Genomic DNA, 15,098 nt, shown 5'->3' with positions numbered 1-15,098 from the left:
GGCCACGGCATGGTCGGCCAGCGTTTCCTGGAGGCCTGGGCCGAGCAGCCGGCCGCGCGCGCCTGGCGGGTCACCGTGCTCGCCGAGGAGCCCCGGCCCGCCTACGACCGGGTCCACCTCAGCGCACTGTTCTCCGGCAGCACCGCCGAGGACCTCGCACTCTGCCCGGCCGGTTTCCTCGCCGAGAACGGCATCGACCTGCGCCTGGGCGATCCGGCCACCGCGATCGACCGCGACCGGCAGCTGGTGCGCACCCGTTCCGGGGCCGAAGTCCATTACGACGCCCTGGTGTTGGCCACCGGCTCGGTGCCCTTCGTGCCGCCGGTGCCGGGGACGGACGCCCCCGGCTGCCACGTCTACCGCACCATCGAGGACGTCGACGCGATCCGCGCCGAGGCCGAAGCCGCCCGGACGGGCGTGGTCGTCGGCGGCGGGCTGCTCGGTCTGGAGGCGGCCGGCGCGCTGCGGGCCGGCGGACTGGACACCCACGTGGTGGAGTTCGCGCCCCGGCTGATGGCCGTCCAGGTCGACGACGGCGGCGGCGCGGCGCTGCGCCGCAAGATCGAGGAGCTCGGCGTCACCGTCCACACCAGTGCGGGCGCGAGCGGCGTGCTCACCGGCCCGGACGGCACGGTCCGCGGTCTCGCCCTGTCCGACGGACGCGAACTGCCCGCCGACCTCGTGGTGTTCTCGGCCGGCGTGCGCGCCCGCGACCAGCTCGCCCGGGACTGCGGACTGCCGGTCGGCGCGCGCGGTGGCGTGGTGGTCGACGCGCACTGCCGCACCGAGGACCCGGCGGTCCTCGCCATCGGCGAATGCGCCCAGGCCGTCGACGGCCGGGTCTACGGCCTGGTCGCCCCCGGCTACCAGATGGCCGAGACGGCGGCGCGCACCCTCGCGGAGCTCGACGGTGAAGGCGCGGGCTCCACCGGCGAGGGCGCGGGCCCCACCGGCGAGGGCTTCACCGGCGCCGACACCTCCACCAAGCTCAAGCTGCTCGGCGTGGACGTCGCCAGCTTCGGCGACCCGCACGGCACCGCCGAGGGCGCCCTCGACGTGCTCTACAGCGACAGCCGCAGCGGCGTCTACCGCAAGCTCGTCATCGGCGCCGACGGCGCGCTGCTCGGCGGCGTGCTGGTCGGCGACACCGAGGGCTACGGCATCCTGCGCCCGCTCGCCGTCGGCGGCAAGCCGCTCACCGTCGCGCCCGAACAGCTCGTCCTGCCCGGTGGTTTCGCCGCCGCCGGGCCCGTCGCCCTGCCCGACGACGCGGTGCTCTGCTCCTGCCACAACGTCACCCAGGGCGCGGTGCGCGCCGCCGTCCGCGAGCAGGGCGCCGACAGCGTCACCGCCGTCAAGAAGTGCACCCGGGCCGGCACCGGCTGCGGCAGCTGCCTCAAGCAGCTCGGCACCGTCGTCACCGAGGAGCTGGAGGCCGCCGGGGTCAGCACCACCAAGGGCCTGTGCGAGCACTTCGCCCACACCCGGGCCGAGTTGTACGAGATCGTCCGGGTCACCGGGCTGACGAGCTTCTCCGAACTGCTGGCCAGGCACGGCAGCGGCGGCGAGGGCTGCGAGATCTGCAAGCCGACCGTCGCCTCCGTCCTGGCCAGCCTCGGCAACGGCCACATCCTGGACGGCGAACAGGGCGCACTGCAGGACTCCAACGACCACTTCCTCGCCAACCTGCAGCGCAACGGCTCGTACTCGGTCGTGCCCCGGGTGCCCGGCGGCGAGATCACCCCCGAGGGCCTGATCACGATCGGCGAGATCGCCCGCGACCACGGCCTCTACACCAAGATCACCGGCGGTCAGCGGATCGACATGTTCGGCGCGACCGTCGACCAACTCCCCGTCATATGGCGCAAGTTGGTCGACGCCGGCTTCGAGTCCGGGCACGCCTACGGCAAATCGCTGCGTACCGTGAAGTCCTGCGTCGGCGAGACCTGGTGCCGCTTCGGCGTCCAGGACTCCACCGCCCTCGCCATCGAACTGGAGCTGCGCTACCGGGGGTTGCGCTCCCCGCACAAGCTCAAGGCCGCCGTCTCCGGCTGCGCCCGCGAGTGCGCGGAGGCGCAGAGCAAGGACTTCGGCATCATCGCCACCTCGGCCGGCTGGAACCTCTACGTCGGCGGCAACGGCGGCATGACACCACGCCACGCCGACCTGCTGGCGGCCGACCTGGACCGCGAGACGCTCCTGCGCACCATCGACCGCTACCTGATGTTCTACATCCGCACCGCCGACCGCCTGGAACGCACCTCGGTCTGGCTGGAACGGCTGGAAGGCGGCCTGGACCACCTGCGGGCCGTCGTCCTGGACGACTCGCTCGGCATCGCCGCCGAGCTGGATGAACTGATGGAGCGTCACATCGGCGGCTACCGCGACGAATGGGCCGAGACCCTCGCCGACCCCGAACGGCTGCGGCGCTTCGCCTCCTTCGTCAACGCGCCCGGCACCCCCGACCCGGCCGTGACCTTCGTCCCCGAACGCGGCCAGATCCGCCCCGCCCGCCCCGGCGAGGCCGGCCACACCCTCGACTCCCCGGTGTTCGTCGCCGGGCCCCGACTGGAGGTGCTCACCCCGTGACCGTACAGATCCACGACGGAAGCAGCTGGCAGACCGTCTGCACCCTCGCCGACCTGCAACCCGGCCGCGGCGTCGCGGTGTTGCTGCCCGACACCGAACAGGTCGCACTGTTCCGCGACCGCGCCGGAACGCTCTACGCCGTCGACAACCTCGACCCGTTCAGCGGCGCCCCCGTCCTCTCCCGGGGCCTGCTCGGCAACCGCGGCGACCGGCCGACCCTCATCTCCCCGATGTACAAGCAGGTCTACGACCTCACCGACGGGCGCTGCCTGGACGAGGACACCGCCCCCGACGGCACCCCCGCCGTGCTGCGGCGCTGGCCGGTGCGGGTCTGCGTCGAGGAGAGTGCGGCATGAGCACCGTCCTCGACGCGAGAAAGCCCACCCCGCTGGAGAGTTGGGACCCGGAGGACGAGGAGTTCTGGGAGCGCGCCGGCGCCCGGATCGCCCGCCGCAACCTGATCTTCTCCGTGCTCTCCGAACACATCGGCTTCTCGGTGTGGAGCCTCTGGTCGGTGCTCGTCCTCTTCCTCGGGCCCCAGTACCACATCGACACCGCAGGCAAGTTCACCCTCACCGCGCTCCCCACCGCACTCGGCGCCCTGCTGCGCCTGCCGTACACCTTCGCCGTCGCCCGCTTCGGCGGCCGCACCTGGACGGTGATCAGCGCCCTGCTGCTGCTCGTCCCCACCGGGCTCGCCGCCCTCGTGCTGGAACCCGGGGTGTCGTACGGGACACTGCTGGCCGTCGCCTGCGTGGCGGGCGTCGGCGGCGGCAACTTCGCCTCCTCGATGGCCAACATCAACGCCTTCTACCCGCACCGGCTCAAAGGCTGGGCGCTGGGCATCAACGCGGGCGGCGGCAACCTCGGCGTCCCGGCGGTGCAGTTGCTCGGACTGCTGGTGCTGGCCACCGCCGGCGCCACCCACCCCCGGCTGCTGCCGCTGCTCTACCTGCCGCTGATCGTGCTCGCGGCGGCGGGGGCGTGGTGGCGGATGGACAACCTGGCGGTGGCGGCCTCCGCTCCGGGGGAGGGGCGGGCGCTGCGCGAGGTCGCCCGCGACCCGTACGGCTGGGCCGTCTCCACGCTGTACATCGGGACGTTCGGCTCGTTCATCGGCTTCGGCTTCGCCTTCGGGCAGGTACTCCAGGTGCAGTTCCACGAGCGCTTCGACACCCCGGTCAAGGCGGCGGCGCTCACCTTCCTCGGGCCGCTGCTCGGCTCGCTGCTGCGGCCGGTCGGCGGACGGCTCGCCGACCGGTACGGCGGGGCGGTCGTCACCCTGTGCACCTTCCTCGCCATGGGCGCCGGGACGGCCGTCGTCCTGGCCGCGTCGCGGGCGGGCTCGCTGCCACTGTTCCTGGCCGGGTTCATCGCCCTCTTCGTGCTCAGCGGCATCGGCAACGGCTCCACGTACAAGATGATCCCGGCGCACTACCAGGCCCTCGCCCGCTCGGCGGTCGCGGCCGGCGCCGACCCGACGGCTGCCGAGAACGCCTCCCGGCGCCGCTCCGCGGCACTGATCGGGCTCGCGGGGGCGATCGGGGCGTTCGGCGGGGTGCTGGTGAACCTGGCGTTCCGGCAGTCCTTCCTCGCCAGCCACAACGGGGACGCGGCCTACCTGGGGTTCCTGGCGGCGTACGTGTTCTGCTCGGTGCTGACCTGGGCGGTCTGGCTCCGGCGACGCTGAGGGGCGGCGGGGGCTGGGGCGGGGTGTTGGGTCGGGGCGTCGGGGACGGGGTGCTGGGCCGTTGGTGTGACCATCGGATTGGCTCGGCGAGCGGCCGTTCGGCCGGGCGGTTAGCGTCGGCCGCACCACGTCCTCAGTCCAGGGAGGTTGCCGTGCATCGTTGGATGGTCCTGACGGTACTCACCTCGTCCCTCGCCGCCCTCTCCGCCCCCATCGGGGCCGCCGGGGCCGCCGACGTCACCGACCCGTCCCCCGCCGCCACCACGGTCACGCTCGGTGACGCCACGGTCGACCCGAAACAGCCGGGAAAGGTCCGCGTCGACGTCGGCTACCTCTGCACGGTCGCGGCCGAAGCCCGCTCCCTCACCGTCTCCGTCGAGCAGAAGGACCCCCAGGACTCCTCCGCGATCGGCTTCGGCTCCAGCCGGACAGCCGAGACGGACGTGACCTGCGACGGGACACGGCAGCAACGACAGTTCGTCGTCCAGTCCAAGACCTTCAACTGGATCCCCGGCGCCGAGGCCGTCCTGACCGCCACCGTCACCAACATCGGCGCCGCCCCGTCGGCCGCGGCCGACGCCAAGCGGGTCACCCTCACCATTGAGCCCACGACGGCGTCCTGACCCTGGGTTTGCCCTACGCTCGTTCCCCTGCACTTGGGGAGGGGCACAAGCGGTGGTCGACAGCTCGAACACGATGAACGGCACCGTCCACGGGGACACCGTCCAGGCCGGGCACATCGAGAACCTGTACCTGGGCGGGCCGCGTCCACGGGCCGTCCCGGAGCAGGACGACCCCTGGGTGCAGAGCGCGGACGAGTGCCGCGCCTGGCAGCACGTACGGGCCGAGCGGGACGCAGCGCCGTACAAGCGGGCCGCACTCGCGGCCGTCCGCGAACTCGCCCGGCTGCGGGACTCGGTGGACCTCGTGGACGACCCCTGGCAGGACCCCGGGATCGCCGTCCGCTTCGCCTCGCGCGTCAGCTGGCTGCTCGGCGACGGCCCCCTCGACCTCTACCCGGCCGAGGCCGCACTGCTGGCGGTCGCCCCCTTCCTCTACCGGGTCCGCTCCCTGCACCTGGCCGCCGCCCGGGCGACCGTCCGCCCGACCGACCTCCAGCCGTCGCCCGCACCCGAGGGCGACCGGGCGGCCTACGAGCAGTTCATCGAGTCCTACGACCTGCTCACCCACCGCACCCGCACCCGCCCCGACTCCGCCGCGCCCGTCGGCTGGTGGCTCTACCACCGCTGGCTCGACCAGCACGAGGACCTCGCCGATCCCGAGGGCGTCCGCGACATCCTCGACCGACTGCCGGTGCTGGACGAACTCGGCGAAACCTTCGCCCTCAAGCGGATCTGCGCCGTCCTGCACGGCCTCCGCCGAGGCCCCGACGTCACCAACCGCGACTACCTCGCCGGCCTCCGCGAGGACGACCACCTGCGCGCCCCCGGCGAACAACACGTCCGGGAACCGAGGTTGGCGCTCATCCTCGCCCTCGCCTACGGCACCGCCATCGAGACGACCGCGCTGCCCGACATCGTCGCCGAACACCTGGGCATCCCGCACGAAGTCGACCTCGCGGACCTGTGCCGCACGCTCGAACTGGCCGTCTGGGGAGGCTCCTACGACCTGCCCGTCCTGCGCGCCGAATGCCGGCACGAGGCGGTGGTCGAAGGCCTGCGCGAGTACACGGCCAGGGCCGACGAACTCCTCCACGCCGTCCGCCGCGTACTCACCTCGCACCCCCTCCCCACCCGCCTCGCCTCCGACGAGGCCGCCCCCGCCGCCGGCGCCTTCACCGGCTGGGCGCGGTTCCGCCTCGACGAACGCCGGGTGCGCAGCCTGCTGATGGGCGTAGAGCTCTACCGTGACCGGGACCTGGCCGTCCGCGAGCTCTACCAGAACGCCCTCGACGCCTGCCGCTACCGCCGGGCGCGGACCGAGTACCTGGACCGCACCAACACCCTGGGCGCCCGGTTCACCTACGACGGCCGGATCGAGTTCCGCCAGGGCGTGGACGAGCACGGCCGCGCCTACCTGGAATGCCAGGACAACGGCGTCGGCATGGGCGAATCCGAGCTGCGAGGGGTATTCTCCAACGCCGGCGCCCGCTTCGCCGAGCAACTGGACTTCAAACTCGAACGCGCCGAGTGGCGAAAGGCCGACCCGCCCGTCGAGCTGTACCCCAACAGCCGCTTCGGCATCGGCGTGCTGAGCTACTTCATGCTCGCCGACGAGATCCGGGTCACCACCTGCCGCATGGACGCCACCGGCCGGCTCGGCCCGCAGCTCGACGTCTCCATCTACGGCCCCAGCCACCTCTTCCGCATCACCGAACGCGAGGACAGCTGCCGGAAGCCCGGCACCACCGTCCGCCTGTACCTGCGAGGCGACATCGACCTCGGGGATTCCTGGTCGGCCCTCGATGTCCTCGAACGTCTTCTGGGAATAGCGGAGTTCCGCACCACCGTCGCGCACGGCGAGCGCAGATCAGTCTGGGAACCGGGAGTGTTCAGGCCTCGGTCGGCGCCCGAGAACGAGACCTTCGGCCTCAACGCGCGCGGCGTGACGGTTTCTTGGAACGACGCTCCGGAAGGTGCGCACGTGATCTGGTGCGAGGAAGGAGGTGCACTGCTGGTCGATGGCCTGCTGGTGGAATCGGAGGTGAAGCGAGGAGTCTTCTCGCCGCGGAGTAACAGCCTCATCGGTGCCGTGGTGAACCTCTCCGGCCGCTTCGCGCCGGGGAGGATTTCGGTGGATCGGCGACGGGTCATCGACGACGTATCGCGGACGGTCGGCGCGTTGTTGGCGGATGGGGCCGGTGAACTCGTTCGGTCCGATTCGGGACTGTTCGGAATGGAATGGGTCGGTCGGCTCACTGACGACTGTATTCAGCTCGCCGAGCTGGTAGCAGCGGAGGCGGTACGTCAGGGCTGCCGGCTGGAGTCACATGGAATCGCGTTCGACCTGGGAAGAGCGGGGCTCTTCCCCGCAGACCGGAGGATTCTTGGTTACATCGGGATCGGACGCGACCCGGAGGAGAGCGGGAGAAACCAGGCGAGCGCGACGCCATCGGATCACGTGCTTCTCTGGAGGCTGATGGCGCATGGGAGGACAGACCGACTGGAACTGTTGGAAGGAGTGTCCGCAGGGGCCCTCCTAATCCGAAATATTCGATTGGCGAGGCCGTCTGACTCGGCCTTCCTGCTCGCGCGAGGATCTCGCCGCCAGGCACGGACCTGGAGGGAGTCGGTATCCGAGAGCTGGCTCACTGAGGTAGCCATCGAGTTGGGCCTGACTCATGATGAGGTGAGCAGACGAGCTGCTGCGCTCGGGCTTGAAGATGACGATGAGAGAGCCTCGCGGCCCCGTGGTGACGAAGACGATTCGCCGATTGGTGTGGCCGAGCTGTTCGAGATCTGGAAGTTCGGAGGCGCGCCGATGGAGGAGGTCGTCGAACGTCTGGCCGACCACGGCATAGTCGTCTCCGCTGAGGTGTCGAAGATGGCTGCGGCAATGGTGGCCGATCCGGTTCTTCTGCGGGGCCTCAAGGGCGTGCCAGTGTTCGGCACGCCCTTCGAGCGAGATGGCTCGGTTGCGCCAGGGCATCTGGCGAAAGCGAGTTCGGTGCTCGGGATGTCGACTGCCGAGGTCTGTGGCGCCTTTGCCAAGTACGGAATCGCGGCTGATGCCACGGGACTTCCGGACTTTCCCTCCAGCAATGACGTGAGGTCCCTGAGCGTACGCCTCGACGGCATGAGTCCCTGGCTCAACCGCTCGGGTGCGGCGCCAGTGATTCACGTGCTGGAAGCCGCGGCGACCGAGTCGATCAGTGTGGCCGAGGTCGTCGAGCGACTGATGGCTGTGGGAATCCCGGGTCCGTCGTTGCCCGCGGACGCCAGTGCCAAGGACGTGGAGCTCTTCAGGGATAGGGGCTCCAGGTTCCGATGGATTGAGGGCCTTTCCTATGTGTGGCTCTTCGCGGTTGTCGGACGGGGTGTGTTCACGCTTCAGGAGGCGATCGATCGGTATCGGGCCTATGGATTCCACGTTCCCATGGCTGTGCCGGAGGTGAACACCCTCCTGGACTTTCAACTGCTCTCCGGCCACGGCCCGATGAAGTGGCCGGCTACGGAGGTCGGTAGTCTTGTGCCGTTTGCCGACCTGATCATGGCGGCGAGCGCGATAGGGCGGAACCCGGAAGAGCTCGCGGCTCGTCTCAAGGCGTGCGGGATCCCGGTGTCGTCGGAGAAACTCCCGGCCGATGTCTCCCTGCGACAGGCGGAGGATTTGGTTCGGCTGTTCGCGAGGTCGTCCAGTAGGCCGTCCTCATTGGCCCTGTTGCTGAGAGAGGCAGATCGACTCGGAAGGTCCGCCCGGCAGATCCACGCCTGGCTTCATGAGTGGGGTGTTGTCGATCGAGACCTTGCGGACGTCGTCCGTGCCGCGCTCGCCCGGGTGCCGATGGCCGACCCCTCCTGATCGCCGAATCCACCCGTGAACAGGGCTGCTACGATGCGCCCCCTTGTTCTACAGTTCTGTAGAACTGCACGATCGGTGAACGGGGACCCAGCATGGACAAGCCGCTTAGGCTGCCGCAGCAGGATCGGGCGGACTTCGAGACGGAGCTCGGGCGGGCGCTCTGCGCGCCGCAGGTGCGGGAGGCGTTGGCGGCGCGCGGGGACGCGGCGCGCGGGGTGGAGGTGCTGCGGCGGGCGGCTCGGGAGAACGCGGAGTTCGTGTTGGCCGCGGCGGGGCCGGAGTACGAGCGGTATGCGGCTCTGCGGGCGGATGCGGATGCGGTGGCGCGGCTGCCGGTGGATGTGCCGGCGCGGGAGCGGGCGTCGGGGTGGTGGGGGGTGTTGGGGGTGATCGTGCCGATCGTGGCGGTGGTGGCGGCTGTGGTGTTCCTGCTGCTCGGCTATGTGCTGGGGCTGGCCGAGGACTTGGAGGTGTTGGCGCACGCGCTGCTGGGTGCCGGGTGGGTGGCGGCCGGGGTGGCGGCCGTGAGTCTGCTGGTCGGCGGGTTGGGGTTGCTGGGGTCGGCAGTTCGGCAGGGCGAAGTGACGGGCGAGGAGGCCAGCGGCCCGGGGGAGTTGGCGCGGGCGCGGGATGCCTGGCGGGCGGCGTTGGCGGAGCGCGGGTTGGTGCCGTATCTGGTGGCGCAGGCGAACGCGGCGCCGGGTCAGCGGCGTTGATCGAGTTCCGGGTCGGGTTTCAGGGCGCGGGCGGCGTCGACCAGGAGGTGGGCGGCGTCGAGCGGGATGTCGAGTCGGCGGGCGATCCAGGGGGCGGGGCGGCCGGCGCGGGCGAGCATCCAGGCGGAGTACAACTGGCCGAGTTGGGGTGCGTTCTCGGCGAGGAGTAGCGGGCGGACGGCTTCCATGGGGAAGCCTTCGAGGGCGCGGGCGCTGTATTCGCGGCCGTTGGGGCCGTCCGGGGGCAGAGGGAGCGGGCGGCGGGTGTCGAGCCAGCGGCTGAGGAGGACGGCGCCGACGACCAGGAGGCCGGTGCCGGAGGCGCCGATCAGGATGCCGCCGATGACGGGGCGGTCTTCCCTTTCGGCCATGCCGAGGGCGATTTCCTCCAGGACGAGCAGGCCGAGCACGGTGAGTAGTACCGCGGCTTCGCCGGGGCGCGGGTAGAGCCGGGACGTCGTCATGCGGAACCTCTTCCTCAGCGGGGCGGCCGGGGCGTTGGGGCGGGTGCGGTGGTTCACCTTCCGTACAACGGCGGCGGGCGGTCCGGGGCACGCTTCGGCGGGCCGGGCGGTGAAACGCCGTATCAGGGTTGACGTACCGTCAGATCACCGTCTCGGCCGGATGGTTGGTCGCCGGTCGGGAATCACGGGTCTCGCCTCTTTCCGGTCGGGCGCGCTGCGGGCGCGTTCGTCGACGGGGCGGGGAGCGCGGGTCGGATCTCGAATCAGCATAGCCTGAGCATGTCAACTTCGACAGTCTTGTCGAAGTTCGGGAGGGCCAGGTGGTCCACGGTCGTACCGGTGGTCCACAGTGGTAGGGGAGGCCGGGACCGATGGGACTCACCAGTCACAAGCTCTTGGCGCTGACGGCGCTGCTCGCGGTGTTCACGGTGCTCGGCACCCTCTGGGTGTGGCCCCGGCTGGCTGTCCGCAGCTGGCCCGCGATGTTCCTGCGGCTGGGCACCATCGTGGTCACGCAGCTGGCCCTGCTGGCGACGCTCGGGCTCGCCGTCAACGACTACTTCGTCTTCTACAGCAGCTGGACCGACCTGCTCGGGCACGAGCACGGGGCGGCCGTGATCCAGGGCGCGCAGGGGGTAGGAAACGGCGGAGGGCCCGCCGGGGTGCAGGTGCTCGGTACGGCGGAGATCACCGGCGCCCGCCCGGCCGGCCACGACCCGGCCCGGACCGGACGGCTGGACCGGGTGCGGCTGCCCGGCGGCACGACCGGGCTGAGCACCGACGGGTACGTCTACCTCCCGCCGCAGTACTTCCGACCCGGCGGCGAGAGCATGCACTTCCCGGCCGTCCTGGTGATGACCGGCTTCCCCGGGGACGCCACCAACCTGGTCACCAAGCTGCGCTACCCGGCGCACGAACTCGACCTGCTGGGCGCGGGGACGATGAAGCCGACCGTCCTGGTGCTGATGCGGCCCTCGCCCACCATGCCCCGGGACAGCGAGTGCGAGGACATCCCGAACGGGCCGCGGGCGCAGACCTACTTCACCACCGACGTGCCCGCCGACCTGCGGGCCTCCTACCGGGTGCTGGACGGGCCGGGCAGCCTGGGCGTGATCGGGGACTCGACCGGCGGCTACTGCGCCATCAAGCTCGGCATGGAGCATCCGGGGACCTTCTCGGCGGCGGTCTCGCTCTCCGGCTACTTCAAGGCGGCCGAGGACGTCACCACCGGCGACCTGTTCGGCGGCAGCGCCCAGCGGCGCGCCGAGGCCGACCTCCGCTGGCGCCTCGCCCACCTGCCGATGCCCGACCTCGCTGTCCTGCTCGCCGACAGCAAGGAGGACGGCAGCACGTACGCCGACTCCTCGGCCTTCGCGGCGGCGGCCCGCCCGCCGCTCGTCGTCGCCCAGGCGACGGTGGACGCGGGCGGGCACAACTTCACCACCTGGGGCCGGCTGCTCCCGCCGTCCCTGTCGTGGCTGAGCGCCCACCTGCACGATCCGGCGTGACGGATGCCCGGCGTTGCGGCCGCGCCCCCGCGTGAGGGGCGCGGGGGCACGGAGTGCGGTCCGGCGTCAGCGGGCGAGGAGGGGCAGCGGGGCGCCGGTGCGGGCGGGGAGTTCGAGGCGGGCGAGGAGGGCGGAAGGGGAGACCTCGACCACGCGGCAGCCGGCCCGGTGGCGGCAGTGGCGGGCGACCGAACCGTTGCGCAGGCGGTCGAGGCGGCGGCGGGTGGCGGCGCCGAGGACGAGCAGGTCGGCCGGGCCGGTGACGGCGCCGACGAGGGCGGGCCCGGGGTCGGTGTTGACCACCAGCGGGTGGATGACCAGGCCGGACGGGTAGCCGCCGTAGGCCTGTTCGAAGGCGATGTCCAGGCGCCGGCGGGCGGCGTGTTCCAGTTCGGAGCGCGGGCGCAGGCCGTCCCGCTCGGTGGCGGTCCAGGCGGCGACGGGCACCAGCACCGCCTCGTGCCGGGCCGCTTCGCCGACGGCGTGGTAGAGGGCGGCCAGACTGTTCAGTGATCCGCTCAGGCCGACGATCACTCTGGTGGTCCCGGTCATGGCCGTTCGTCTCCGTTCTCGGGTGGGGGTCTCCCTGGGTGGGGTTCTCCCGGTCAGGCACTCCTTGCTCCGGATGACTCCAGTGAACCCCGGAACCGGTCGGTCCGTACCGCCGCTGACACCACCATGACGCCGGTGGTACACATCTTGACGGCCTGCTGACACCCCGGGTCTTCTCGGCCCGGGTCTTCTCGGCCCGGGTCTTCTCACCCCGGGTTGTCTCAGCCCAGCCCCGGTACGAACTGGATCAGCAGGTCGATCGCCTTGATGCCGAGGAAGGGCAGCACCAGCCCGCCCAGCCCGTACACCCGCAGGTTGCGCCGGAGCAGGTCGGTCGCGGAGGCGGGCTGGTAGCGGACGCCGCGCAGGGCGAGCGGGATCAGCGCGACGATGATCAGCGCGTTGAAGATGATCGCGGAGGCGATCGCCGAGGTGGGGCTGTGCAGGCCCATGATGTTGAGGTCGTGCAGCCCGGGGTAGGCGTTCGCGAACATCGCGGGGATGATCGCGAAGAACTTGGCCACGTCGTTGGTGATCGAGAAGGTGGTCAACGCGCCCCGGGTGATGAGGAGTTGCTTGCCGACCCGGATGATGTCGATGAGCTTCGCCGGGTTGGAGTCGAGGTCGACCATGTTGCCGGCCTCCTTGGCGGCCGGGGTGCCGGAGTTCATCGCGACGCCGACGTCGGCCTGGGCGAGCGCGGGGGCGTCGTTGGTGCCGTCGCCGGTCATCGCGACCATGTTCCCGGCGGCCTGTTCGCGCCGCAGGTGGGCGAGCTTGTCCTCCGGGGTGGCCTCGGCGAGGAAGTCGTCCACGCCGGCCTCCTCGGCGATCGCCCTGGCGGTCAGCGGGTTGTCGCCGGTGACCATGACCGTACGGATGCCCATCCTGCGCAGCTCGGCGAAGCGTTCGGCGATGCCCTCCTTCACCACGTCCTTGAGCTCGACCACGCCGAGCGCGCGGGCGCCGTGCCGGTCGTGGACGGCGACCAGCAGCGGGGTGCCGCCGGCCTCGGCGATCCGGTCGACCAGTGGCTTGGCCTCCATCGGCAGCCGCCCGCCGCCGTCCACCACCCAGCGGGCGACGGCGCTCGCCGCGCCCTTGCGGATCAGGCAGGACGTGCCGTCCGCCCAGCGCAGGTCGACGCCGCTCATCCGGCTGTGCGCGGTGAACGGGACGGGCTGCTGCTCGCCCAGTTCGCCGGGGGAGCGTGGTGGCACCCAGTACTGACGGTTCGTCAGTTCGACCAGTGATCGGCCCTCCGGTGTCTCGTCCGCGACGGAGGCCAACTGGGCCGCCTCGGCGAGCTGTTCGGTGGTCGCGCCGGGCAGCGGGTGCAGGGCGACGGCGCGGCGGGTGCCGTGGGTGATGGTGCCGGTCTTGTCGAGCAGCAGCACGTCGACGTCCCCGGCGGCCTCCACCGCCCGGCCGGAGAGCGCCACGACGTTGCGCTGCACCAGCCGGTCCATCCCGGCGATGCCGATCGCGGAGAGCAGGGCGCCGATCGTGGTCGGGATGAGCGCGACCATCAACGCGACCAGCACGATGGTCGTTTGGGGCGCGTTCGCGTAGATGGCCATCGGCTGGAGCGAGACGACGGACAGCAGGAAGACGATGGTCAGCGAGGCGAGCAGGATGTTGAGCGCGATCTCGTTCGGCGTCTTCTGCCGGTTCGCGCCCTCGACCAGGGCGATCATCCGGTCGACGAAGCTCTGCCCGGGGCGGGAGGTGATCCGCACCACCAGGCGGTCGGAGAGGACCTTAGTTCCGCCGGTGACGCCCGTACGATCCCCGCCGGACTCGCGGATGACCGGCGCGGACTCCCCGGTGATCGCCGACTCGTCCACGCTCGCCACGCCCTCGACCACCTCGCCGTCCTGCGGGATCACCTCGCCGGCCGACACCAGGACGATGTCGTGCAGCATCAACTGCTCGGCGGGGATGACCTCGTGGCGGTGGTCGCGGGTGCCAACCCGCCAGTGCAGCAGCCGCCGGGCGGTGGTGGCCGACTGGGCGCGGCGCAGCGAGTCGGCCTGCGCCTTGCCGCGGCTCTCGGCGACGGCCTCGGCCAGGTTGGCGAACAGCACCGTCAGCCAGAGCCAGAAGGAGATCACCCAGGCGAAGACGCCGGGGTGGATCACCGCGCTGATCGTGGTGAGCGCCGAACCGGTCTCGACCACCAGCATCACCGGGTTGCGCATCATGACGCGCGGGTGGAGCTTGCGGACGGCGGCGGGCAGCGCCTCGCGCAGCTGGCGGCGGGTGATGAGCCGGCGGCGGCCGCTCCCAGGGCCGGACGGCCGGTGGCTCGGCGGCGGCTCGGGGGCGCGCTGGGGTGTGTGCCCGGGGGTTTGCTTGGGAGTTCGCTCGGGGCGGCGGAACCAGTTCTGCTGGTCGGAGGTGTGGTCCGGTGTGGTGAGAGCCGAACGGCGCATCGTCTCGGGGGACCTTCCGGGCCGCCCGGTTGACGGGGGCGGCGGTTCGGGGAGCGACGGGGACGGCGGACAGCCCACCACCGGGGGCCGGTGCGCCATGCCGACATTGACGAGGCCTTGGCGGCGTACGGGCCGTCCTTGACGACTCCCTGACACGGTGAAACGGGCCGCTGTCAGGAGGACGTCAAGGTCGGTGGCGGGGGCGTAGGCCATCCGTCAAGGACGGGTGCGGTCGGTGCGCGGAGGGTCTCCACTGGAGGTGTCCGGCCGTACGGCCCGCCGCCCGAAGGGATCCCCGCCATGACCACCGCCACCGCCGTCATCGACGTCGACCAGCCGCTGGAGCGCGCCATCCGGCTGCTGCCCGCCTCCGGCCGCCAGGACCGCCCCGAGCCGCCGGAACCGGACCCGGCTTCGGCTTCGGTCGACCGCGACCGAAGCCGCACGCGCCCGGCCCACTGCCGTATCGCGATGCACTTCGAGGAGTCAGCTTGACCCGGCCGTGAACGGCCGGGGGTTCCTCGCAAGATCACACTGAACCGGCCGCCGCCCCGACCCATCCACAGGAGTCTCAATGATTGAGTCAAGCCGTCTGCGCGGCCGGATCGGGGGCGAAGATCCGGTTGTCGCGCAGCAGTGCCCACAGGACGCTGACCCGTCGG

11 protein-coding genes are annotated in these 15,098 nt (G+C 71.5%); 8 read left to right on the top strand and 3 right to left on the bottom strand.

Annotated elements, in window-relative coordinates:
- Window positions 1-9: 9 nt before the first annotated feature.
- From nirB to OP86_RS25570, 6 genes are all read left to right on the top strand, one after another.
- Entirely contained in the window at window positions 10-2,589 is a 2,580-nt protein-coding gene (gene nirB / locus OP86_RS25595) for a nitrite reductase large subunit NirB (protein ID WP_051830616.1), read from the top strand.
- Window positions 2,586-2,945, top strand: a complete 360-nt coding sequence (gene nirD, locus OP86_RS25590) for a nitrite reductase small subunit NirD (protein WP_030058506.1) — start codon at window positions 2,586-2,588, stop codon at window positions 2,943-2,945. The genes nirB and nirD overlap by 4 nt, the downstream gene beginning before the upstream one ends.
- Entirely contained in the window at window positions 2,942-4,279 is a 1,338-nt protein-coding gene (locus OP86_RS25585) for a nitrate/nitrite transporter (RefSeq protein WP_030058507.1), read from the top strand. The genes nirD and OP86_RS25585 overlap by 4 nt, the downstream gene beginning before the upstream one ends.
- A 164-nt stretch (window positions 4,280-4,443) precedes the next feature.
- A complete protein-coding gene (locus OP86_RS25580) occupies window positions 4,444-4,902 on the top strand; it encodes a hypothetical protein (RefSeq protein WP_030260233.1) in 459 nt (152 codons plus the stop codon).
- Window positions 4,903-4,954: 52 nt separating this feature from the next.
- On the top strand, window positions 4,955-8,761 hold the full coding sequence (locus OP86_RS25575; protein ID WP_051830607.1) for an HD domain-containing protein: 3,807 nt from the start codon (window positions 4,955-4,957) through the stop codon (window positions 8,759-8,761).
- 92 nt (window positions 8,762-8,853) lie between these two features.
- Entirely contained in the window at window positions 8,854-9,477 is a 624-nt protein-coding gene (locus OP86_RS25570; RefSeq protein WP_051830605.1) for a hypothetical protein, read from the top strand.
- On the opposite strand, the gene OP86_RS25565 is transcribed toward OP86_RS25570, so the two are convergent.
- The gene (locus OP86_RS25565; protein ID WP_030260227.1) at window positions 9,465-9,941 is read right to left on the bottom strand and encodes a hypothetical protein; all 477 of its coding nucleotides are present in this window, start codon (window positions 9,939-9,941) and stop codon (window positions 9,465-9,467) included. The two genes, OP86_RS25570 and OP86_RS25565, sit on opposite strands and share 13 nt — an antisense overlap.
- A gap of 371 nt (window positions 9,942-10,312) precedes the next feature.
- Here OP86_RS25565 and OP86_RS25560 point away from each other — a divergent pair, with 371 nt between their 5' ends.
- A complete protein-coding gene (locus OP86_RS25560; protein WP_030260224.1) occupies window positions 10,313-11,449 on the top strand; it encodes an alpha/beta hydrolase in 1,137 nt (378 codons plus the stop codon).
- A 66-nt stretch (window positions 11,450-11,515) separates the two neighbouring features.
- Here OP86_RS25560 and OP86_RS25555 read toward each other — a convergent pair whose 3' ends face one another.
- Both OP86_RS25555 and kdpB read right to left on the bottom strand, forming a co-directional pair.
- Window positions 11,516-12,001, bottom strand: a complete 486-nt coding sequence (locus OP86_RS25555; RefSeq protein ID WP_030058514.1) for a universal stress protein — start codon at window positions 11,999-12,001, stop codon at window positions 11,516-11,518.
- A 221-nt stretch (window positions 12,002-12,222) separates the two neighbouring features.
- Window positions 12,223-14,436 (bottom strand): potassium-transporting ATPase subunit KdpB, encoded by a 2,214-nt coding sequence (kdpB, locus tag OP86_RS25550; RefSeq protein WP_078589398.1) that lies wholly within the window; start codon window positions 14,434-14,436, stop codon window positions 12,223-12,225.
- 300 nt (window positions 14,437-14,736) lie between these two features.
- On the opposite strand from kdpB, the gene OP86_RS25545 reads away from it, so the two are divergent.
- Complete coding sequence (locus tag OP86_RS25545; RefSeq protein ID WP_030058518.1) at window positions 14,737-14,931, top strand: hypothetical protein; 195 nt, start codon at window positions 14,737-14,739, stop codon at window positions 14,929-14,931.
- Window positions 14,932-15,098 lie beyond the last annotated feature (167 nt).

Origin of the sequence: Streptomyces novaecaesareae (assembly GCF_000716875.1) — a bacterium.
GTDB classification, from domain to species: domain Bacteria; phylum Actinomycetota; class Actinomycetes; order Streptomycetales; family Streptomycetaceae; genus Kitasatospora; species Kitasatospora novaecaesareae.
The sequence above is the reverse complement of the archived record's forward strand: the minus strand, read 5'-3'. Positions and strand labels throughout refer to the sequence as shown.

What these genes read in the sequence shown, in the direction of transcription:
- nirB (WP_051830616.1), top strand. Translation starts at nt 10, where the DNA reads ATGGTCGGCCAGCGTTTCCTGGAGGCCTGGGCCGAGCAGCCGGCCGCG.
- OP86_RS25585 (WP_030058507.1), top strand. Translation starts at nt 2,942, where the DNA reads ATGAGCACCGTCCTCGACGCGAGAAAGCCCACCCCGCTGGAGAGTTGG.
- OP86_RS25580 (WP_030260233.1), top strand. Translation starts at nt 4,444, where the DNA reads ATGGTCCTGACGGTACTCACCTCGTCCCTCGCCGCCCTCTCCGCCCCC.
- OP86_RS25570 (WP_051830605.1), top strand. Translation starts at nt 8,854, where the DNA reads ATGGACAAGCCGCTTAGGCTGCCGCAGCAGGATCGGGCGGACTTCGAG.
- OP86_RS25565 (WP_030260227.1), bottom strand. Translation starts at nt 9,941, where the DNA reads ATGACGACGTCCCGGCTCTACCCGCGCCCCGGCGAAGCCGCGGTACTA.
- OP86_RS25560 (WP_030260224.1), top strand. Translation starts at nt 10,313, where the DNA reads ATGGGACTCACCAGTCACAAGCTCTTGGCGCTGACGGCGCTGCTCGCG.
- OP86_RS25555 (WP_030058514.1), bottom strand. Translation starts at nt 12,001, where the DNA reads ATGACCGGGACCACCAGAGTGATCGTCGGCCTGAGCGGATCACTGAAC.
- kdpB (WP_078589398.1), bottom strand. Translation starts at nt 14,436, where the DNA reads ATGCGCCGTTCGGCTCTCACCACACCGGACCACACCTCCGACCAGCAG.
- OP86_RS25545 (WP_030058518.1), top strand. Translation starts at nt 14,737, where the DNA reads ATGACCACCGCCACCGCCGTCATCGACGTCGACCAGCCGCTGGAGCGC.